Consider the following 21308-nt stretch of genomic DNA (forward strand, 5'->3'; position numbering starts at 1 on the left):
CAACAATGACAGCGTTGTCATAATGGTGTTGGCCAAATAGTGTATCCCTGTTTGGTTTGATCTAAGGCCCAATCCGATTGCACATGGGGTTGGGACTTAGATGCCATTTTTTCATCAACTAATTTAATAACTGAGCAAATTAATATGCAAATAGTAATTTTAAATGATGCAGCAGCCGTAGCAGCATATGGCGCAAATATTTTCGCAACACAATTACAAAAAAAACCAACGTCAGTGCTCGGTTTAGCAACGGGCTCTACGCCAGTTGCGTTATATCAAGAATTAATCGCTAAAAATAAAGCGGGTGAGATTTCATTTTCACAAGCAACAACGTTTAATTTAGATGAATACTTAGGTTTAACGGGCGATCATCCACAAAGTTACCGCCACTTTATGAATGAGCAATTGTTTAGCCATATTGATATAAACAAAGATAATACCTTTGTACCGCCAGGGGATGCCCTAAACCCAATTACAGCATGCAAAGAATACGAAGACAAAATAGTTGCAGCAGGCGGTGTTGATGTACAGTTATTAGGCATCGGACGTAATGGTCACATCGGCTTTAATGAGCCTTCATCAGGTCTGCGTTCACGTACTCGTGTAAAAACCCTGACTAAAGCAACCGTTGATGATAATGCCCGTTTTTTTGCTGCTGATGAATATCAGCCACAGTTATCAATTACGATGGGAATTGGTACGATCTTGGAGGCGAAAAAAGTTGTTTTACTTGCTACGGGTGAAAATAAGGCTGATGCAGTGCATGCTATGATTGAAGGCCCGTTAATGGCTAAATGTCCAGCCTCTGCGCTTCAGTTACATAAAGATGCTGTGATTGTTATTGATAAAGCAGCAGCAAGCAAACTTGAAGATTTAGAGTTTTATCAGCATATCGAAGCTGAAAATCAAAAGTTACAGGCTCATTTAGCTACATTGTAATTACGACAGAATTTATTGTGTGTTTAAAAAGCCCTTCAGGGCTTTTTTTTTTGGCTGTTTCAACGTCAGTAATAAATTGGGTTTCGTGTAAGCTTATGGTAGTTTTAGCCATCTAAATAGTAACAAGGATAAGCATGCTAAATTACAGCCAGATGCCTTTAAACCGCGCATCAAACCTACGTAAAGAGCAACAATGGGTGGCAGCACAAATAAATGAGCAAAGCCGTTGGTTATTGGTGAATAACAATCACACTTTATTTGATATAAATAATATTGCTGTGACTTTTTTAAGCTTTAGTGATGTGAGTCACTTAGCACTAAACGAAGCGATATTTTTAGGTTTAGATGAGCAGCAAACCAGTCATTTCGCACTTGATGTAAGCAAGCTAGACGAAGCCGCCTTAAGCCAGCTGATAGGTGACGCTGAGTTTGTCGATATTCGTCGCTTTGGGGTGCAAGTGGAAATCGCGCAAGGCTCAATGGCTGCACTGGCACGAGGTTTGTGTTACTGGCATGCAACTCATCGTTTTTGTGGACGTTGTGGCAGCGAAAATGAGCTGGTTGAAGCGGGTCATTCACGTTTATGTAGTAATGATGGGTGTAAACACCAAACGTTTCCGCGAACTGATCCGGCCGTGATCATGGTGGTAACGCGTACATTTGCTGATGGTGTTGAACGCTGTTTACTTGGTCGCCAAGCTGTGTGGGCAGCAGGTATGTATTCGTCTTTAGCTGGTTTTGTTGATCCGGGCGAAAGCTTAGAGCAAGCGGTGGCGCGTGAAGTGATGGAAGAAGCGGGCATTGTGGTTGAAAATGTTAAGTATATTGCCTCGCAGCCGTGGCCATTTCCATCATCGATTATGCTGGGCTTTATCGCTGAAGCTGTTACGGAAGATATCCAGGTTGATAAAGACGAACTAGACGATGCGCGGTGGTTTAGCCGTGAAGAGCTTGCTCAATTTGGCAATTGGCACGAAGAGGGGGAGCATTTAAAGCTACCAAGAGCTGATTCTATCTCGCGCTATTTAATCGACTATTGGTGTAATTTGCAAGATTAAGCATAGTGCAGAGTATGTTCTAACGAAATATTTTAAGGATTAATGATGACGACAAAAAGCAATAAAAGTACGCTGTTAGTAAGTACCGGACGTAAAAAAGCATATACTCATGGGGTGGTTAACCCCGTAGTGCAACGTGCATCGACAGTTGTTTTTGATTCAGTGGCAGAGCTTAAAGAAGCGGCAAAAAAACGTGGCGATAAAACACTTTTTTATGGTCGTCGTGGTACTACTACACATTTTGCATTACAAGAGGCGATCACTGAGCTTGAAGGTGGTGAGGGATGTGCGCTTTATCCATGTGGTGCAGCGGCCATTAGCAGCACACTATTGGCTTTTTTGAAAGCGGGCGATCATATCTTAATGGTAGATAATGCTTATGAACCAACGCGTGATTTTTGCGATAAAATTTTAGCTGGCTTTGGCGTTGAGACGACTTATTATCCTCCAACAATTGGAGCAGATATTAAAGCGCTGATCAAAGACAACACCAAAGTGCTGTTTTTAGAGTCGCCAGGTTCTATCACCATGGAAATTCAAGATGTACCAGCCATGGTTGCAGTTGCCAATGAGCATGAGGTAATGACCATGCTTGATAACACCTATGGTAATGGCTTGCATTATCGCCCACTTGAACACGGGGTGGATATTAGTATTCAAGCGGCAACTAAATACATTGTGGGTCATTCGGACGTGATGATGGGTGTGGCAGTGGCCAATAAAAAATACTGGCCGACACTACGAGAAAATTCATATTTACTTGGTCAATGTACGTCGGCTGATGACGCCTATTTAGCGTTAAGAGGCCTGCGCACTATGGCGGTACGTTTAAATCAGCATGAAAAAGCCGCGATCGAAGTCGCTACTTGGTTAGAGCAGCATCCATTGGTTGACCATATTCGTCACCCGGCATTTGCAACGTGTCCGGGTCATGAGTTTTTTAAGCGTGATTTTGATGGTAGTAATGGCTTGTTTTCTTTTGTTATGAAACAAGGTAACCAAAGCGCGATTGATGCTTTTTTAGATAGTTTAGAGCATTTTAAAATGGGCTTCTCGTGGGGCGGCTTCGAGAGTTTAGTGACTGCCAACTTAACTATGAAAGGTTTACGCTCAGCAACTGGTTGGACGCAAGGACCAGTGATCCGCTTACATATAGGCCTTGAAGATGTGGACGATTTGATTGCTGATTTAAGCCAAGCACTCGACATATACCAGCAGAATTTGTAGCTTGCGGATCAATAAGACTACATTATTTGTTACAAAGCTCGTATTAATACGGGCTTTTTTTTGCTAGTAATTCAACACGTTTGCCCTTAGTGTAAGCTGTATATAGATTAATAAGGAATATCTGTGACGCAACTCCACCCTCAGCGATTATTAAAGATTGCCCAGTTTGAACTAGTGAGATTATTTTTAACCAAGCGCGGCTTACTTGCTGTTGCCGCATTTTCGATTTGTTGGTTATTGATTTTACGCTATCCGATAGGTCAAGCGGTCAGCTTAATTAGTTCGCCCCAAATAGCCGATTTAGCACAACAAGTATTTGGTGCTATTGGACTGAGTAAATTACTCGATTGGCCTGAAGCTGAATTAGCAATGTATTGGTTAATTGCATTGTATAGCTTTCCTAGTTTCTGCTTGTTTTTATGTAGCGACCAACTTGTTGGTGATAAACAACGAGGAACACTACGCTTTTTATCTCTTAGAGCTACCCGAAATGAAATGTTATTTGGCCGCTTTTTAGGACAGGTATTTATTTTAGCAGCATTAATACTTGTTACCTTGGTAGCTTCAGTTGCAGTTATGGTATTTAGAGATCCAGCATTATTAGTCAGTGGCATAAGTCGCAGCTTTGTTTTGTTCTGTTATTTATTAATTGCTGTTTTGCCCTTTATAGCACTAATGACGTTGTTAAATACTTTTGCACGCTCAGCGCGTTTAACTGTGGTGCTTGCCGTATTATTTTTTGCTGGCGGGAATATTGTGGTCAGTATTTTAAGCTGGCAAATACCCGTTTTGGCAATGCTTGATTATGTTTTCCCTGGCGTACAACTTGATCAAATGGCAGGACAAAACGCAGGAATATTTAATAGCATTGGCATTGCGTTAATACAAACTACCGTGATGCTAGCGATTGCTCAGCGTATTTTTGCAAGGAGTTCTCTATGAGCACACTAATACACGCGAAGGGTTTAACTAAGCAGTATGGTAATAAATTGGCCCTTGATCAGGTAAGTTTTGAGATACAGCAAGGCGCGCCAGTAGCACTGGTTGGGCCAAATGGTGCAGGCAAAACCACCTTGTTTAGTTTGTTATGCGGTTATATTTTACCAACAAAAGGCACGCTCAATATTATTGGACATAATCCAGGCAGTAGTGAATTGTTTGGCAAGCTCAGTGCGTTACCGCAAGATGCTCAACTTGATCCGCGCTTTAGTATCGCTCACCAACTGGCGTTTTATGGCCAGCTACAAGGGCTGTCAAATAAGCAAAGCCAAGCAGAAGCGATCCGCGTACTTGAGTTAGTCGGACTAGCTGACGTTGCTAAACAGCGTTCTGATGATTTATCACATGGAATGCGTAAACGTGTCACCATAGGTCAAGCGCTGATCGGGAAACCACAAATAGTCATGCTGGATGAAGCAACCGCTGGGCTTGATCCTATTCATGCTCGCGAAGTACGCGAAGTGGTTGCGAATCTTAGCAGTGAGGCTACCTTTATTTTAAGTTCGCATGATTTAACTGAACTAGAACGCTTATGTTCACATGTACTGCACCTTGATAAAGGTAAGCTCACAGAGCATCCAACGCACAGTGATAATAGCGAACTAGAGTCTGGATTTATTACATTGTTATTGAGCGAGCATTACCCGGATGTTGAAGAGAAAATACAAGCTTTAGCAGAAGTGTCTAAAGTGTATATGAGCCAAGCTAAAGAATATGTTATCGAGTACCAAAAAACGGCGACACCATTTGATATCACCATACTGCAACATTGTTATCAGCAAGGTTGGCGGTATCGCCAATTGGTAAACGGCCATACATTAGAAAATCAAATATTTAAACAGGAGCAAATATAATGGGTTTATTAAGTGGTTTAATGGGTAATGCCAGTGAAATTGATGACAATGATTTAGAAAAAGTATTGGCAAATACACTGATTGAAGGTGAACAAGTTGAAAAGGCCTATAAAGTGGTACGTGACATGTTTATTTTTACTAACAAACGTTTAATTTTGTTGGATAAGCAGGGGGTCACTGGCTCAAAAATAGAGATGATCAGTATTGCTTATTCAAAAATAACTAAGTTTAGTAAAGAAAGTGCAGGTCATTTTGATTTAGATGCTGAATTAAAAATTTGGGTTGGCTCTGATCCAACACCGATCAGCAAAGACTTTAAATCGGGTGATAATATCAATGATGTGTACCGGATAATCAGCCAGTACGCGCTTTGATCATAATTGAGCTTTTAAAACGGTAGCGATTAACATTCCTATTCGCTACCTTTTTTTTACACTTCCTTACATCCACTTACATTTTTATAATAAAATACAAGCACTTAGTTAAGTTTCAATTCAGTTTACTCGCGTTAGGATGTGCCCCGTCTTAACCAACCGGTTAAACGTTAAACCTTGTAGCAATAAAACAATGTAAAATAGGGAAATCTTTTTATGAAAAAATTAGCAGTTATTATTTCGAGTATTCTTCTTTCTAGTGCCGCGACTGCTGCGGATAACTATCAGTCAATCAGCCATTTAGGATATATGGATACCGATGGCAACGACACAGTTAGTGTTGATTCAAAATATTACTTCTCACCAAAAGCAACATTAGGTCCTTACGATCAATTTGAGTATATTAACAAGCAAACCAACGTATATGGTTCATACATTGATAATGACTTTAGCGATGTAGCGACTATTGGTGGTGAGTACTTTGTTGAAAATTTTGTGGTAGGTGCTCAATATAGCAACCTTGATGTTGATTCTGTTTCAAGCAAAGACGTATTTAATGTATCAGCAGGTTACTTTTTTAATCCAAATTTATTATTAAAAGCAACGTTTATTGATGTTGAAGATGCTGATAATGTGTTTATGTTCGATTTAGCATATAACCACCAATTAAACAGCACAGATTACATCGGCTTCACTTTAACATCAGACGATGAGTTTGATTACCGTGCAGTGAATGCAAAATATTTCATGGACCTTAAGCAAGGTAACTACCTAACAGTTGAAGGTACTATTTCAGATACTGACGACAGTGGTAGTTCATGGGAATTAGGTTCTAATTACTACTTCACTAAAGCGACATCAGCGTTTGTTACATTTAATAAAAACGATGATTACACTTTTGGTGCTCAACATTTCTTCAACAAAAATGTTGGCTTAAAAGCGGGTTACGGTAATAACTGGGATGATTCTGGTTATGACGCTTACTTTGCAAATGTAAGCTTACAGTTCTAATCAAACTGTAAATTTAGTACTGCAATACTAAAAAAGCCCGCTCAATTGAGCGGGCTTTTGCATTTTGCTATTTAACTAGTTAACTTACCAACCACATTGACGGCCTTTATTTTGCTCATCAAGATATTTTTGCAGTGGCGCAAAGTAATCAAGTAGGGCTGTTGCATCCATTTCAGGTTTACCTGTTACGGTGGCTAATGCTTCTTGCCAAGGGCGGCTTGAACCCATTTCTAGCATAGCATTGAGTTTTTCACCTGCTTCTTTAGAGTTGTATACTGAGCAGCGATGAATGGCTTCTTTGTTACCTGCTATTTCACATAAACTACGGTGGAAATCAAACTGTAAAATATGCGCTAAGAAGTAACGTGTATAAGGTGTATTACCTGGCACATGATATTTTGCACCTGGATCAAAGTCAGCTTCGCTTCGTGCGATAGGTGCTTTTACACCTTGGTACTTTTCACGTAATTCCCACCATGCCTTATTGTAGTTTTCAGGGGTTACTGCACCTGAAAATACTTGCCAACGCCATTGGTCCACAAGTAAACCAAATGGAATAAAGGCAACTTTATCCAGCGCCATCTTCATTAATAAGCCAATGTCTTTCGATTCATCAGGCACTTGCTCTAATAAACCAATTTCTTTTAAGTAACCAGGTGTTACCGAAAGCGCAATGGTATCGCCAATGGCTTCGTGGAAACCGTCGTTAGCACTTTCTTGATAATAAAGCGGTTGGGTATTGTAAGCGCGTTGGTAGAAGTTGTGACCTAACTCATGGTGAATAACTGAGAATTCTTCACCAGTACGCTGAATACACATTTTAATGCGTAAGTCGTCTTTACTATCTATATTCCACGCTGAAGCATGGCACTGTACATCACGATCGGCAGGTTTAGTGAATAACGAACGTTGGTAAAAGGTGTCAGGTAAAGGTGCAAATCCCATTGAGGTGAAAAATTTTTCAGCGCCGCGTACCATTTTAAGTTCATCGTAGTTATGCTCGGCTAATAATGCGGTTACATCATAACCAGGATCGGCATTTTCAGGTGCGACTACATCGTAAATGTTGCCCCACGATTGCGCCCACATATTACCTAATAAATGCGCTGGGATAGGTTGGTCTTGAGGTACTTTGTCTTCACCGTATTTTTCACCTAACTTGGCACGAACATGACAATGCAGCGAATCATATAATGGTTTTACTTGCCCCCAAATACGATCAAGTTCTTTGGCAAAATCATCTGCTGGCATATCATACTTACTACGCCACATTGCACCAGTGTCTGCATAACCAAGCTCTTTAGCGCCTTCATTGGTTAATACAACTTGTTGTTCATACAGTGGACGCATTGGTTTTGATACCTGGCGCCAACCTTGCCATAAATCAAGCAGTTCGTTGTAATCACGGCTGGTGGCCATTGTTGCAGTCATATCACCTAGGCTTAAACAGCTGCCATCGTCTTTACAATATTTACCTTTACCATATATACCGCCAAGTTCAGCCACAAGCTGTGATAGTTTTGCTGTTTTTTCTGCATCTTGTGGGGCAGGTAAAGTCAGTGCCAATTTTAATTTGTCGAGTTTACGACGTGCGTCATAATCAAGTTCGAGAGAGTCAAACTGTGCAGCTTCGTTAGCAAGGCGAACCACCGCTTCGGTCATTTTACGATTTACTTCAGCTGATAGGGCTGATGTATCATGCGTTATAAAGTTAGCGTATATCCATTCCGCGCGACTTGATTCTAGATATAAAGCACTGAGCTCTTGCTCTGTCGTATCTAAAAAGGCTTGCGCGTCTTTTGCAGTTACCGGCGCAGGGCTTGCAGCTTGAGTTACTGTGTTAGTGGCTTCTTGGTTACAGCCGCTTAATGCTAATGTGCTGGCAACCATTATTGCGCTCAAACTGAGCTTAAAATGTGGAGTAGTCATGTTAACCCTTATATTTGTTATTTATCGGGTAGGATGATAGCAGCGTCTATGTGTTAGGCAAAGTTTATCAATAACCGACTCTTTAGCTCAGGCAATGCGAGTTTACAGTGGCATTGTATTTATTAAAGGATCGGTCATAATTAAGTCAATCTGTTTTATTAATTAATAAGGATAGTTTCCATGTCAGTGTTTATTTTGTTACTGGTGTTGGTGATAGTTATTTTTGCGGTTAAAGATATCCGCTTAAATCTCGTCAGTCGCCCGACATTTAAAATGTTTAAAAAGGTATTACCGCCGCTTTCGCAAACTGAGCGTGAAGCGATGGAAGCGGGCGACGTGTGGTGGGATGGAGAACTATTTAGTGGCAATCCTGATTGGCAACTACTTCACAGCTACCCAAAGCCAGAGTTGAGCGAAAAAGAGCGAATATTTTTAGACAATGAAGTGGACACACTGTTGGCAATGCTTGATGACTATCATATTGTGCAAAAAGATAAAGACTTGCCAAAAGAAGTATGGGATTACCTAAAGACCCAAGGTTTCTTTGCGCTGATCATTCCCGAGAAATTTGGCGGACGCCAGTTTTCAGCAATTGCAAACTCAACCATCGTAGCTAAAATCGCCACTAAAAGCTTAACAGCTGCAGTCACCGTGATGGTGCCCAACAGTTTAGGCCCTGGTGAATTACTATTACATTATGGTACAAAAGAGCAGCAAGAGCGCTGGTTACCTTCACTTGCGAAAGGGGATGATGTGCCGTGTTTTGCTCTAACAGGCCCTGAAGCAGGCTCTGATGCTGGCAGTATTCCTGACTCTGGCGTAGTGTGTAAGGGTGAGTTTGAAGGCCAAGAAGTTGTAGGCTTACGATTAAATTGGTCAAAACGCTACATTACGCTTGCACCCGTAGCAACGGTTCTTGGACTTGCTTTTAAAATGTATGATCCCGATGGATTACTTGGTAAACATAAAGAGCTAGGTATAACCTGTGCGCTGATCCCAACAGATCACCCTGGTGTGGAAACGGGTGAGCGCCATTATCCATTGAATATGGCGTTTATGAATGGCACAACCTACGGTAAAGATGTATTTATTCCTCTTGATTGGATCATTGGCGGTCAAAAAGGGGCTGGACGAGGTTGGCGGATGTTGGTTGAGTGCTTAAGTGCCGGGCGCGGTATTTCATTACCAGCATTGAGCAGTGCAACAGGGCATTTATGTGCCCGTATGACATCGGCCTATGCAATGGTACGTCAACAATTTGGTGTTTCTATCGGGCAGTTTGAAGGCGTGCAAGAGGCGCTGGCTCGCATTGGTGGACTAACCTATAGTCTTGAATCATGCCGCTTAATGACTGCCGGAGCCATTGATTTAAAATTAAGCCCATCAGTGGTGACTGCGATTGCCAAATATCATATGACAGAGATGGGCCGTACGGTAATGAATGATGCTATGGACATTCATTCGGGTAAGGGGATCCAAGTGGGGCCAAATAACTATTTAGCGCACGGTTATATGGGCATTCCAGTATCAATTACTGTTGAAGGGGCGAATATTTTAACCCGTAATCTGATGATCTTCGGTCAAGGTGCAACTCGTTGCCACCCATTTGTACTCAAAGAAATGGAAGCCGCAGCAATGGAAGATGACGATCTTGCGTTAAAAGAATTTGATTCATTATTACTGCAGCATATTTTATTTGCCGCTACTAATGCGAGTATGGCTTTTATACATGGATTAACGCGAAGCTATTTTGCAAAATCGCCCGTTTGCGGTGAGACTGCTTCATATTATAAGCAGTTAGGGCGTATGAGCCGAGGACTTGCCTTTAGCACTGATGTGGCAATGTTAGTACTTGGTGGTGAGCTTAAACGTAAAGAGATGATTTCAGCGCGTTTAGGGGATGTCTTAAGCCACTTATACTTAGCATCTTGTGTATTAAAACGTTTTGAAGACGAGGGGCGTCAACAAGCTGATCTTCCGTTCGTAAAATATGCGGTTGAATTGTCACTGTTTGAAATTGGCCAAGCATTTGACGGTTTTTTCAAAAACTTTTCAAACCCAGTTATTAACTTCATTTTAAAACGTATTGTATTTCCGCTTGGTAATCATTATCAGCGCCCAAGTGATGAACTTGCACAAACAATTTGTGAGCATATGACCCAACCTGGGGTATTTAGAAACCGCTTAACTCATTTATGTTATGTGGATGATAAAGCGGGTACTGGTGTGATGGAGAATGCGTTTATGGCGATGCATGATACCAGCTCCGCCTTCAAACGATTGAAGAAATGGCAACGTGACGGCACACTTAACCGTAATGCTGATATAGCAACTGCAATCGACAGTGCGCTTGAAAAACAGTTAATAACTGATGAGCAAGGCGAAAAGCTACATGCTGCAAATAACCTACGCAAACAGGCTATTGCGGTAGATAATTATCAGCCAGGTGAACTGTAATAGCGAAAACTAACAAGCCTTGCTGCGAGCAAGGCTTGTTAAGCTATTTAAATATTTAATATAAAGCGTTAGCGTGCAAAAGGATCGGCATTGATTTTATCAACATACCAATTGCCTTTTTTACGCACCATTTTTACGCTGCGCATATCATCAACTTTATTACCATTGAAGTGGCCTGTGAAAATAAGGTTGATATTGGCTGTATCGCCATACTGTTCTCTTAAACTCATATTAGTCATATCAACTTCAATTACTACATCATCGTATTGCATGTTGACTAAATTGCGGGCAAATTGTTTTGAGGTGCCATAAGAGTTCATGATCCGCGCCATTTTAGGTGTGGCCATGGTAGTGGCTTTGCTCAGATCCTGTTCGTTATAAAGTGTATCAAAAAATAGTGCTGCGCTATTTCCTGGGGTATTTTTTTCACCTTTTGGTGAATCTTCATTTCCACAGCCGCTTAACAGCAGTAAAAATGTAGCAGTGCAAAGAGTTATAAATGATTTCATTAGATAAATAGATTTATTAGTGATGATTTAGTGTGTGACGAAATACGACAGATGTAAAGTTTACGGTAAGAATTAGTGATGTGAATGCAATAAATAATAAAAAAGGATGCAGTTTGCATCCTTTTTCAAAAGCTATTTAAACTTATTGAACCAGCTCTTGCTCTGAAAACTCTTCAGCAAAAAGTGGGCTTGATAAATAACGTTCAGTTGCACTAGGTAAAATTACTACGACATTTTTACCTGCATTTTCAGGTAACTCAGCAATGCGTTTTGCCGCAACAACCGCAGCGCCAGATGAAATACCAACTAATATACCTTCTTTTTTCATCAGCTCATGAGCCATTGCTATACATTCTTCATTAGACACTTGCTCTACACCATCGATCATTGATAGATCTAAATTACCAGGAATAAAGCCTGCGCCAATACCTTGAATTTTATGTGGCCCAGGTTTAATTTCTTCACCCGCGAGTGTTTGGCTGATCACTGGCGAATTAGTTGGTTCAACAGCGATTGATTTTACATTAAGGCCTTTTTCAAGTTTCAAATAACGGCTGACACCAGTAATTGTACCTCCAGTACCCACACCAGCCACAAAGAAATCAACTTTACCATCTAATGCATTAAAGATTTCTGGGCCTGTTGTTTCAAAGTGAATTTTAGGGTTTGCAGGGTTTTCGAATTGTTGCAATAAAATAAACTTTTCAGGGGCTGATGCTTGAATTTCCTTTGCCTTAGCGATCGCACCGTTCATACCTTTAGCGCCATCTGTAAGTACAAGGTTTGCACCAAGTGCTTTTAATAGTTTACGACGTTCTAAGCTCATAGTGTTTGGCATCGTAAGCGTTAACTTGTAACCACGAGAGGCTGCAACAAATGCCAGTGCAATACCTGTGTTACCTGAAGTAGGCTCGATGAGCTCTTTGTCTTTGGTAAGTTGACCTGATTTTTCAGCCTCCCAAATCATCGATGCACCAATGCGGCATTTAATACTAAAGCTTGGGTTACGCGACTCAACTTTAGCGTATACATTCCCACCTGTAACACTATTAAGTTTTACCAACGGTGTGTTACCGATGCTTAGTGAGTTATCTTCAAAAAAAGTAGACATAATGTTCCCTTAGGTGCAATTTATTCAATCGTGACCGATTTTTATGTAATCGATCTGTAATAGTGACACTTTACTGCTGAATTAAAAAAACTAAAGTAAAGTTTGGCTATAAGATATATCTATTCGGCTTATAACTGAATGAAATAAAAACAGCGACTGCTTGTAAGTATAGTTATTAAGACCAAAATACTATCAGTTATGCTGACATAGGATTATTAGGGATACAAATACTGACCAAAATTTATATGCGCTAGATCATAATGAATTGCCTAGTTGATATTATAATGAACAAATTAGACGGGCGTTTAACGCTAAAAGTGATTGTATTTTGTGCAAACAGGCTGTTGTTGAGCGGTTTTATGATACATATAATTAAAAACATGCTAAAACCTCACCCATCAAAATTTATGAAGTGATGACAATGACGTTAATCTTAAAATTAATTGCCGGTATATTGGCCGGTATTTTAGTGGGCTTATATGTTCCACTAACAGGTGTTGAACTCCTTTACACGGTAAAAGAAATAATTGGTCAGCTGATCACTTTTACTATTCCACTAATTATTTTATTTTTTATAGCATCAGGAATTGCAGGTTTACCAAAAGGTTCAGGCCATTTGTTAGGTAAAACCGTTGGTTTCGCCTACGGTTCGACCATTATTGCAGGCACATTAGCTGTGATGGTTGTTAGTGCAATTATTCCGTTATTTGATGGCGGTTTAACCTTTGAAGCTGAAATAGCAACCGAAGTGGCAAGTTTTATTGATTTAGAGATCCCACCATTGATGGGTGTTATGACCGCGCTTGCCACAGCGTTTGTGTTTGGCATCGGTATGAGCCAATTAGAGCTAGAGACCTTGAAAAAAGTATCGGATCAGGGCCGCGATGTGATTGATGGTTTGCTAGCAAAAGTTATTATTCCAGCATTACCGTTTTATATTGCAGGTGTGTTTGCTGAGATGACAGTTGCAGGCACTGTTGTTGATACCTTACAAACGTTTGGTGTGGTGTTGATTGCTGCATTAATAATGCATTGGGTATGGTTAAGTATTCTTTATATCGGTACGGGTATTTTATTAAAACGCAACCCAATTGAATTAATTAAAAATATGCTCCCAGCTTACTTTACAGCCTTAGGCACTATGTCAAGCGCTGCGACTATTCCAGTGTCTTTACGCTCAAGCAAAGCAAATAATGTAAAAGAAGATGTTGCTAACTTTACTGTACCTTTGTGTGCGACTATTCATCTATCTGGCTCAACGATCACTATCGTAACTTGCGCGATGGCGGTGATGTTTTTATCACCAAATATGGATGTACCATCATTATTTGGGATGTTGCCGTTTATTATGATGCTAGGTGTGGTAATGATTGCCGCGCCGGGTGCTCCGGGCGGGGCAGTCATGTCTGCGCTGGGTTTATTAACCAGCATGCTCGGTTTCAATGAAGGTGCTGTGGCACTCATGATAGCGCTTTATCTGGCTCAGGATAGTTTTGGCACAGCCTGTAATGTTACCGGTGATGGGGTAATTGCCTTGTGGGTTGACCGCTTCAGTGAAAAAACGCCATCTTAAATTAGTTATCTGAAACGATAATTGGGTTATCGTTTCAGATTTTCTGTGTTAGTGTGACGAATTAAATTGTCATACTGACATGCTGTTAGGTTATATGAGGGTGTCCCATTGATTAATGTACTTTTAGTTGATGACCATGAACTCGTACGAACGGGTATCAAACGTATTTTAGATGATGTTCGTGGGTTTAAAGTAATTGGTGAAGCTAAAACAGGTGAAGAAGCGGTACAGTTTTGCCGTCAGCATTCTCCTGATATTGTGCTAATGGACATGAATATGCCAGGTATTGGCGGATTAGAAGCGACCAAGAAAATTTGTCGCTATTGCCCTGATGTGAAAATTATTGTGTTAACTGTACATTGTGAAGACCCATTCCCAAGTAAAGTGATGCAAATTGGCGCTCATGGTTACTTAACCAAAGGGGCGGGCTCTGATGAAATGGTCAATGCAATTCGCGCAGTAAATGCAGGACAACGCTATATTGCACCAGAAATAGCTCAACAAATTGCCCTTGCGCAAGTGACGGGTCGTACTGATGAAAGTCCATTTCAGAGTTTATCTGAACGTGAATTACAGATCATGTTAATGATCACTAAAGGTGAAAAGGTGCAAGACATTGCCGAACGCCTTAATTTAAGTTCTAAAACAGTGAACAGTTATCGCTATAGAATGTTTGAAAAGCTGAATGTGGGTGGTGATGTTGAACTAACTCATTTGGCTATTCGTCATAAGATGATCGACATCGACAGCGCCCACTAGTGTTGCCCCATGGCAGAATTTGATCACGCCCATTTCTTAAAAACACTATCAAGCGAACCCGGCGTTTATCGGATGCTTGATAGTGATGATAAAGTTATTTATGTTGGTAAAGCTAAAAACCTTAAAAAACGTGTTAGTAGCTATTTTCGTAGCAATGTCACGGATGGCAAGACTCGCGCTTTAGTCAGTAACATTAGTGATATTGACATCACTTTAACCAATACTGAAACCGAAGCCTTACTGCTTGAAAATAACTTAATAAAAAAATATCAGCCACGTTACAATATTTTACTGCGTGATGATAAATCCTATCCGTATATTTTATTAACTGCTCACAAACATCCAAGACTTGCATTTCATCGCGGTAGCCGCAAAGTGAAAGGCGAGTATTTTGGGCCATTTCCAAGCGCTGGCGCTGTCTCTGAAAGTTTGCGGTTAATGCAGAAAATATTTCCTGTTCGTCAATGTGAAGATGCGTATTATCGCGTTCGCAGTCGACCTTGTTTGCAATTTCAGCTAAAACGTTGTTCTGCACCTTGCGTGAATGAAGTGAGTGACGATGAATACAATCAGCAAGTTGATTTTGTACGTAAATTTTTGACTGGCAAATCTCATGAAGTCATCGCAGCGTTGATCTCTAAAATGGAAGCTGCGAGCCACGCTTTGCAATTTGAATTGGCAGCTAAAGTACGCGATCAAATAATGCTACTGCGTAAAATGCAAGAGCAACAATCAATATCAGGTAATTATGCCGAAATGGATGTTGTGGGTTTTGCTCATTTAAATGGCCTTAATGGCATTCATTTGTTGATGATCCGCGATCATAAAGTACTCGGTAGCAAAACGTACTTTCCAAAAGTACCGAAAGATTCACAGCCACAAGAAATACTGGCTTCATTTCTTGGGCAATATTATTTAGCGCCAGGTGCAACAGGGCGAATTGCTAAAGAAGTTATTTTGCCATTTGCACTTGATGAAGTTGATGTACTCAGTGAAGCATTAAGCCAAGTGAGTGAACGCAAAGTAACTTTAAAAACAGTTACACGCGGTGAGCGTGCGCAATACTTACAGCTCGCTAATAAGAATGCGCTTAATAGTATTACCGTGAAGCAAAGCACTCAGGATTCGATTAATAAGCGTTACGCACAACTTAAAGCGACGTTAGGGCTTGATGATATTAATCGTATGGAATGTTTTGATATCAGCCATACAATGGGAGAAAACACAGTTGCCAGTTGTGTGGTGTTTGATTCGCAAGGACCGAATAATAAAGAATATCGACGCTTTAATGTCACAGGGATCACTGGAGGTGATGATTATGCTGCAATGGAGTTTGCGTTAAACAAGCGTTACAACAAGTTGGTTGACGAAGATAAAATTCCTGATGTGATTTTTATCGACGGTGGTAAAGGACAACTTTCTCGTGCCGAGCAGTACTTTGCTAATTGGCCACATGCAAAAATGCCGCTGTTAGTCGGTGTGGCAAAAGGCACCAGTCGTAGGCCAGGCCTTGAAACACTATTAATTGATGGTGGCCGGAAAACAATCCCAATGGATTCAGACGCACCAGCGCTACATTTGATCCAACATATTCGCGATGAATCACATCGCTTTGCTATTGCAGGGCACCGTAACAAGCGGCAAAAACAACGCACTCAATCACTATTAGAAGAGATAGGTGGTATCGGCTCGGTACGACGCCAAACATTATTAAAATTTTTAGGGGGCATGCAGGGAGTAAAAGCTGCTAATATAGATCAATTAAAGCAAGTACCCGGGATCAGCTCTGACATGGCTGAGAAGATATTTAACCATTTGCATGACAAGGGCTAGCCCTTCGTGCGAATATAGAAAAAAAGACATCCCCAAGTAGTTATGTGGAATATTCCAAACACACTCACAACATTTAGACTTTTTCTTATCCCCATTTTTTTGGTGGTATTTTATCTGCCTTATTCATGGGCTTTCTTTGCTGCAGCTTTTATTTTCTGGCTTGCATCGATCACTGATATTCTTGATGGCTATCTAGCGCGCAAGCTTGAGCAGTCTACGCCATTTGGTGCATTCTTAGATCCTGTTGCTGACAAAGTGATGGTGTGTACAGCATTGGTTGCTTTAGCTAGTTATTATCAATCAATGTATATGACTATTCCTGCTTTAATCATAATAAGCAGAGAAATTGTTATCTCAGCACTTCGAGAATGGATGGCAGAGCAAGGCAAGCGTGGTAATGTAGCTGTATCAAATATGGGTAAGTTTAAAACTGCTGCGCAAATGTTAGCTATTATTGGACTCATTTGGCAATACGATAGTTGGATGATGTACTTAAGTTATGGCTTACTTTACATTGCGACCTTCTTAACGGTTACTTCTATGCTGCAATATTTGATAGCAGCGTGGTCTGAATTGACTAAAAATTGACTCTAAACGTATAATAACGCACCGTTTTAGATAAAAAATAATCAAACAGTTCAAAACTAGCATTTTTTGTATTGACGCGTTTAATAATCTCTGTAGAATGCGTCCGTGTTGAGAGGGCATAGCCCCCTAGATAAACAAAGTGACACTGGTTAAGTTGCTAGAATGTTTTACCGCGACAAGGTTGCGATGAAACATATTAATACTTACATGCGTTATGCGGCACTAGCTCAGTTGGTAGAGCGCGACCTTGCCAAGGTCGAGGTCACGAGTTCGAGCCTCGTGTGCCGCTCCAGTTTATCAAAGGTTACCCAGTATTGAGGCGGAATGGCAGAGTGGCCATGCACCGGATTGCAAATCCGTTTACCCCGGTTCGACTCCGGGTTCCGCCTCCAATCAACACTCCACACGCTTTAATTAGCAAACTCGATGCCCGAGTGGTGGAATTGGTAGACACAAGGGATTTAAAATCCCTCGACTAACAAGTCGTGCCGGTTCAAGTCCGGCCTCGGGCACCACTTTGTGGTTTAGTTGCATATACCAAATGTAACTTTTAAAAATGTAGTAATTAGAATTAATATGATGCGGCACTAGCTCAGTTGGTAGAGCGCGACCTTGCCAAGGTCGAGGTCACGAGTTCGAGCCTCGTGTGCCGCTCCATATTAGTTTTATCCACTTGCTTTAAATAGCAAACTCGATGCCCGAGTGGTGGAATTGGTAGACACAAGGGATTTAAAATCCCTCGACTAACAAGTCGTGCCGGTTCAAGTCCGGCCTCGGGCACCACTTTAAATTACTCAACCAAGGTAATTTAAGGGCGATAAAAAATATTTCTTACAAAGAATTATATCTAATTATGCGGCACTAGCTCAGTTGCCAGAACGTTTACCGCGACATAGTCGCGCACCAACGTACAAATTACTGACAAAGTTTTATGCGGCACTAGCTCAGTTGGTAGAGCGCGACCTTGCCAAGGTCGAGGTCACGAGTTCGAGCCTCGTGTGCCGCTCCAAATTATTTGTTACATTAAGGCGGAATGGCAGAGTGGCCATGCACCGGATTGCAAATCCGTTTACCCCGGTTCGACTCCGGGTTCCGCCTCCAAATAATTACTCCACACGCTTTAATTAGCAAACTCGATGCCCGAGTGGTGGAATTGGTAGACACAAGGGATTTAAAATCCCTCGACTAACAAGTCGTGCCGGTTCAAGTCCGGCCTCGGGCACCACTTTATATTCACTATTACTTCATTTATACCTACAGCGTAAAAAAACACACCCAAAATTGCTTATCTATCTATTAAATTAAACTTTCACCTTATAGCTTTTGTATGCGTTTAACTTTTATCCATAGCGCGTACGGACAATCTTAATACCAAAATATACGCAAATCACTTTGTTGATTGATGCCAGAGAAATTAGCTTAACTAACACTAATACCAATCTGCATAAAGATTAAGTAAATTTGATCCAATCTCTAGAGCATATAATTTTAACCGTATCAGGGACGGAGATGAATTTATTCCACGCTTGCGAAACCTGTTCGACTATTTCTTCATAACCACTAAATACACGATTAGATAGACAGTGTTGTCGTATCCAACTCAATTGTTAAGGTAGTTTGAAATCCATTTTTGACACTGCAGCGTGCTGTATTTGGCCGCTTAGCAATATTCGTTCTGTTTCCCCCCTCAAAGAATAATGAAACAGCAAGCAGGCGTATGCGTTTTCTTGCATTAGGCTCTTTACGTGATAAAACTAAAAGTTGTTTGGATTCTTTTAAGTTCAATTCAGTAAAAGTAGATAAGTATCTGTGCGCTAATTAGATCACATAATTTGGCAGATTGGTATAAAAAGCAGCAGGCTTTACTTTTGTGGTGACGCTTGATAAATGGCCAATGCTGAGAACAGTAAAGCGTCACTATGCCAATTGCAGCCGCATGCATACCCAATAGATTCAGAGCAACACTCCTGTGTGGCGCTTCGCTGAAGCATTGTTGAAGCATTGTTGAAGCTGTAGCCAGATTTATAAAGCACTCAATAAGGGCCGCGCTTTAGCGATGAATATATTAGACGCTTGTGATAGCAAATCTGAATAACTACTAAGGCATTATTATTTTGATCAAAAAAGGGAGCACATAGACTCCCTCTTTGATTGTAAATAAGCTTATTTACTTTTTATGCCAAATCCCTTTCGGGATGGTTTGATCAAGCTGAGTATTTTTGGTTGGATCAAATGTTGGTAATTTGCCAGCTTTGCGCTGTGTGGTGTAGTCGTTCGCAAGCCAGATCACCACGCCTGATAACATAAACAGTGCAATAACATTCACGATTGCCATGAGGCCCATCGAAATATCAGCTAAGGTCCAGATCAACCCCAGTTCACTCACAGAGCCAAACATCACCATACCTAATACTACAAGCCTAAAGATCAACATACCATGCTCATGATTATGCTCTAAGAATAATAGATTAGTTTCTGCGTATGAATAGTTAGCAACAATTGAGGTAAAAGCAAAGAATAATATAGCAATCGCAACAAAAATTGTGCCCCAGCTTCCAACATGTTCTTCAAGAGCAGCCTGAGTTAATGCAATACCAGTTACACCTGAGTCAGCTACTAATTGATCAGAGAGCAAAATCAGCGCGGCAGTTGCACTACATATAACAACCGTATCAATAAATACACCAAGCATTTGCACATAACCTTGTGAGGCAGGGTGGGGCGGATTTGGCGTTGCAGTCGCTGCCGCATTTGCTGCGCTACCCATACCTGCTTCATTTGAGAATAAGCCGCGCTTTATTCCTTGGATCATTGCTTGCATAACGCCATAACCAATCGCACCGGCACCCGCTTGCTCAATTCCAAAGGCACTATTAATAATACGCATAAATACAGTCGGTAATTGCTCTGCATTAATAGCGCACACATATAAAGCTACAAGTAAGTAAGCTAATGCCATAAATGGTACAACCAACTCTGCAAAGCGAGAAATAGTTTTCAGGCCACCAAATATAATAATGCCAGAGCCAACGACTAGTACTAAACCAACAACATAGTTTGGAATGTCAAAAGCGACTTTAAATGCAGCGGCTATAGAGTTAGATTGCACTGCATTGAATACTAGGCCAAATGCCAATATCAAACAGAGTGAGAAAACCACCCCCATCCAACGTTTACCCAAACCATATTCCATATAATAAGCAGGGCCTCCTCTGAAGTTACCATGTTCATCACGAATCTTATAAGCTTGAGCCAAAGTACTTTCTGCAAAACTCGTTGCCATACCTATTAAGGCAATTAGCCACATCCAGAAAATAGCCCCAGCACCACCTAAATACAGTGCAACAGCAACACCAGCCATATTTCCGGTACCAACACGTGCGGCTAAGGAAGTACAAAAAGCTTGGAAAGATGAAATACCGTTTTTATCACACTGACGAGAATTGAACATGACTTTAATCATGTGGGGGAATTGAACAAATTGAATGAACTTGAGTTTAATAGTAAAAAAGAGTCCTGCCGCTATTAATAGGTAGACGAGAATATGACCCCAAAGCAGCCCACTAATACTATTTATTATATCTATCATGTTATATGCCTAATGAACGAGTTTAAAAAACAGCGGGCAACTTACCATAAGCAAAGCAGATAGTTTAGTGAAACGATGAAAAAAACGAGGTTATCCACAGGCTTCTGTGGGTAAGGTGTCAGTTTCTTTTGGGTATCTTGAGGGTATAAAATAAATGCGAATTTAATGATAAAAACGCTTGCGTAAAATTCGCCGCGCCCTATAATGCGACCCCACTGAGACGGCAGACAGCAACGCTTAAGCTGCAAGAGTTAATCAGTTAGTCGAGTAAAACTTGAGTTTAGATTATTAAGAAAGTTTAAAATTAAGTGTTGACAAAAAAATAGGAAAGCGTAATATGCTCAGCCCTAGCGAGATAAAGTTTAACTTTAACCGCAACGTTCTTTAACAATATAAAGCAATCATCTGTGTGGGCACTCGTACAGATTGAGTTCTAACAGCCGAGCTTAGTTCGCTAAGCAAGGCAAAAAATTTAGAGTCTCAATGTGATTTCTCGAA

Annotated in this window: 16 protein-coding genes and 8 tRNA genes; 20 read left to right on the forward strand and 4 right to left on the reverse strand. The window is 40.8% G+C overall.

Annotation, left to right across the window (positions count from 1 at the left end):
- The first annotated feature begins 144 nt into the window (after positions 1-144).
- The 7 genes from nagB to H5154_RS08135 all read left to right on the forward strand — a co-directional run bounded on the left by nagB (position 145) and on the right by H5154_RS08135 (position 6462).
- On the forward strand, positions 145-939 hold the full coding sequence (nagB, locus tag H5154_RS08105; protein WP_149982959.1) for a glucosamine-6-phosphate deaminase: 795 nt from the start codon (positions 145-147) through the stop codon (positions 937-939).
- Positions 940-1073: 134 nt separating this feature from the next.
- Positions 1074-1997, forward strand: coding sequence for an NAD(+) diphosphatase (nudC, locus tag H5154_RS08110; RefSeq protein WP_182717972.1), 924 nt, complete (start codon positions 1074-1076; stop codon positions 1995-1997).
- A gap of 45 nt (positions 1998-2042) precedes the next feature.
- Complete coding sequence (locus tag H5154_RS08115) at positions 2043-3224, forward strand: cystathionine beta-lyase (protein WP_182717983.1); 1182 nt, start codon at positions 2043-2045, stop codon at positions 3222-3224.
- Positions 3225-3347: 123 nt separating this feature from the next.
- The gene (locus tag H5154_RS08120; protein WP_182717973.1) at positions 3348-4166 is read left to right on the forward strand and encodes an ABC transporter permease subunit; all 819 of its coding nucleotides are present in this window, start codon (positions 3348-3350) and stop codon (positions 4164-4166) included.
- Entirely contained in the window at positions 4163-5077 is a 915-nt protein-coding gene (locus H5154_RS08125; protein ID WP_182717974.1) for an ABC transporter ATP-binding protein, read from the forward strand. The genes H5154_RS08120 and H5154_RS08125 overlap by 4 nt, the downstream gene beginning before the upstream one ends.
- Positions 5077-5451 carry a PH domain-containing protein gene (locus tag H5154_RS08130; protein WP_145242310.1) on the forward strand — a complete coding sequence of 125 codons (375 nt, stop codon included), beginning with the start codon at positions 5077-5079 and terminating at the stop codon, positions 5449-5451. The genes H5154_RS08125 and H5154_RS08130 overlap by 1 nt, the downstream gene beginning before the upstream one ends.
- A 216-nt stretch (positions 5452-5667) precedes the next feature.
- Complete coding sequence (locus tag H5154_RS08135; RefSeq protein WP_182717975.1) at positions 5668-6462, forward strand: putative porin; 795 nt, start codon at positions 5668-5670, stop codon at positions 6460-6462.
- 84 nt (positions 6463-6546) lie between these two features.
- On the opposite strand, the gene H5154_RS08140 is transcribed toward H5154_RS08135, so the two are convergent.
- A complete protein-coding gene (locus H5154_RS08140; RefSeq protein WP_149982965.1) occupies positions 6547-8391 on the reverse strand; it encodes a M2 family metallopeptidase in 1845 nt (614 codons plus the stop codon).
- 180 nt (positions 8392-8571) lie between these two features.
- Here H5154_RS08140 and H5154_RS08145 point away from each other — a divergent pair, with 180 nt between their 5' ends.
- Complete coding sequence (locus tag H5154_RS08145; protein ID WP_182717976.1) at positions 8572-10848, forward strand: acyl-CoA dehydrogenase; 2277 nt, start codon at positions 8572-8574, stop codon at positions 10846-10848.
- 68 nt (positions 10849-10916) lie between these two features.
- Here H5154_RS08145 and H5154_RS08150 read toward each other — a convergent pair whose 3' ends face one another.
- Both H5154_RS08150 and cysK read right to left on the reverse strand, forming a co-directional pair.
- On the reverse strand, positions 10917-11357 hold the full coding sequence (locus H5154_RS08150) for a hypothetical protein (RefSeq protein WP_182717977.1): 441 nt from the start codon (positions 11355-11357) through the stop codon (positions 10917-10919).
- A 142-nt stretch (positions 11358-11499) separates the two neighbouring features.
- The gene (gene cysK, locus H5154_RS08155) at positions 11500-12468 is read right to left on the reverse strand and encodes a cysteine synthase A (RefSeq protein ID WP_182717978.1); all 969 of its coding nucleotides are present in this window, start codon (positions 12466-12468) and stop codon (positions 11500-11502) included.
- Positions 12469-12889: 421 nt separating this feature from the next.
- On the opposite strand from cysK, the gene H5154_RS08160 reads away from it, so the two are divergent.
- From H5154_RS08160 to H5154_RS08215, 12 genes are all read left to right on the forward strand, one after another.
- The gene (locus H5154_RS08160; RefSeq protein WP_145242298.1) at positions 12890-14041 is read left to right on the forward strand and encodes a dicarboxylate/amino acid:cation symporter; all 1152 of its coding nucleotides are present in this window, start codon (positions 12890-12892) and stop codon (positions 14039-14041) included.
- Between the two features lie 108 nt (positions 14042-14149).
- A complete protein-coding gene (uvrY, locus tag H5154_RS08165) occupies positions 14150-14800 on the forward strand; it encodes a UvrY/SirA/GacA family response regulator transcription factor (RefSeq protein ID WP_016707677.1) in 651 nt (216 codons plus the stop codon).
- Between the two features lie 9 nt (positions 14801-14809).
- Complete coding sequence (uvrC, locus tag H5154_RS08170; RefSeq protein ID WP_145242296.1) at positions 14810-16633, forward strand: excinuclease ABC subunit UvrC; 1824 nt, start codon at positions 14810-14812, stop codon at positions 16631-16633.
- Between the two features lie 42 nt (positions 16634-16675).
- Positions 16676-17221, forward strand: coding sequence for a CDP-diacylglycerol--glycerol-3-phosphate 3-phosphatidyltransferase (pgsA, locus tag H5154_RS08175; RefSeq protein WP_145242294.1), 546 nt, complete (start codon positions 16676-16678; stop codon positions 17219-17221).
- A gap of 216 nt (positions 17222-17437) precedes the next feature.
- Positions 17438-17513: transfer RNA gene (locus H5154_RS08180), tRNA-Gly, on the forward strand.
- 26 nt (positions 17514-17539) lie between these two features.
- A tRNA-Cys gene (locus H5154_RS08185) sits at positions 17540-17613 on the forward strand.
- A gap of 36 nt (positions 17614-17649) precedes the next feature.
- A tRNA-Leu gene (locus tag H5154_RS08190) sits at positions 17650-17736 on the forward strand.
- Positions 17737-17802: 66 nt separating this feature from the next.
- A tRNA-Gly gene (locus tag H5154_RS08195) sits at positions 17803-17878 on the forward strand.
- Between the two features lie 39 nt (positions 17879-17917).
- Positions 17918-18004 (forward strand) — tRNA-Leu (locus tag H5154_RS08200).
- 150 nt (positions 18005-18154) lie between these two features.
- Positions 18155-18230 (forward strand) — tRNA-Gly (locus tag H5154_RS08205).
- A gap of 18 nt (positions 18231-18248) precedes the next feature.
- Positions 18249-18322: transfer RNA gene (locus H5154_RS08210), tRNA-Cys, on the forward strand.
- Between the two features lie 37 nt (positions 18323-18359).
- Positions 18360-18446, forward strand: a tRNA-Leu gene (locus H5154_RS08215).
- Between the two features lie 942 nt (positions 18447-19388).
- Here H5154_RS08215 and H5154_RS08220 read toward each other — a convergent pair.
- Complete coding sequence (locus H5154_RS08220; protein WP_182717979.1) at positions 19389-20810, reverse strand: sodium:alanine symporter family protein; 1422 nt, start codon at positions 20808-20810, stop codon at positions 19389-19391.
- Positions 20811-21308 lie beyond the last annotated feature (498 nt).

Source organism: Pseudoalteromonas sp. SR44-5, assembly GCF_014163675.1.
In the GTDB taxonomy this organism is placed as follows: Bacteria; Pseudomonadota; Gammaproteobacteria; order Enterobacterales; family Alteromonadaceae; genus Pseudoalteromonas; species Pseudoalteromonas rhizosphaerae.

Bases quoted from the DNA above. Each gene is read 5' to 3' on its own strand.
- H5154_RS08220 (WP_182717979.1), bottom strand. From the start codon at position 20,810: ATGATAGATATAATAAATAGTATTAGTGGGCTGCTTTGGGGTCATATT.
- H5154_RS08125 (WP_182717974.1), top strand. From the start codon at position 4,163: ATGAGCACACTAATACACGCGAAGGGTTTAACTAAGCAGTATGGTAAT.
- nudC (WP_182717972.1), top strand. From the start codon at position 1,074: ATGCTAAATTACAGCCAGATGCCTTTAAACCGCGCATCAAACCTACGT.
- uvrC (WP_145242296.1), top strand. From the start codon at position 14,810: ATGGCAGAATTTGATCACGCCCATTTCTTAAAAACACTATCAAGCGAA.
- H5154_RS08150 (WP_182717977.1), bottom strand. From the start codon at position 11,357: ATGAAATCATTTATAACTCTTTGCACTGCTACATTTTTACTGCTGTTA.
- H5154_RS08140 (WP_149982965.1), bottom strand. From the start codon at position 8,391: ATGACTACTCCACATTTTAAGCTCAGTTTGAGCGCAATAATGGTTGCC.
- cysK (WP_182717978.1), bottom strand. From the start codon at position 12,468: ATGTCTACTTTTTTTGAAGATAACTCACTAAGCATCGGTAACACACCG.
- H5154_RS08160 (WP_145242298.1), top strand. From the start codon at position 12,890: ATGACGTTAATCTTAAAATTAATTGCCGGTATATTGGCCGGTATTTTA.
- H5154_RS08145 (WP_182717976.1), top strand. From the start codon at position 8,572: ATGTCAGTGTTTATTTTGTTACTGGTGTTGGTGATAGTTATTTTTGCG.
- nagB (WP_149982959.1), top strand. From the start codon at position 145: ATGCAAATAGTAATTTTAAATGATGCAGCAGCCGTAGCAGCATATGGC.
- H5154_RS08130 (WP_145242310.1), top strand. From the start codon at position 5,077: ATGGGTTTATTAAGTGGTTTAATGGGTAATGCCAGTGAAATTGATGAC.
- H5154_RS08135 (WP_182717975.1), top strand. From the start codon at position 5,668: ATGAAAAAATTAGCAGTTATTATTTCGAGTATTCTTCTTTCTAGTGCC.
- pgsA (WP_145242294.1), top strand. From the start codon at position 16,676: ATGTGGAATATTCCAAACACACTCACAACATTTAGACTTTTTCTTATC.
- H5154_RS08115 (WP_182717983.1), top strand. From the start codon at position 2,043: ATGACGACAAAAAGCAATAAAAGTACGCTGTTAGTAAGTACCGGACGT.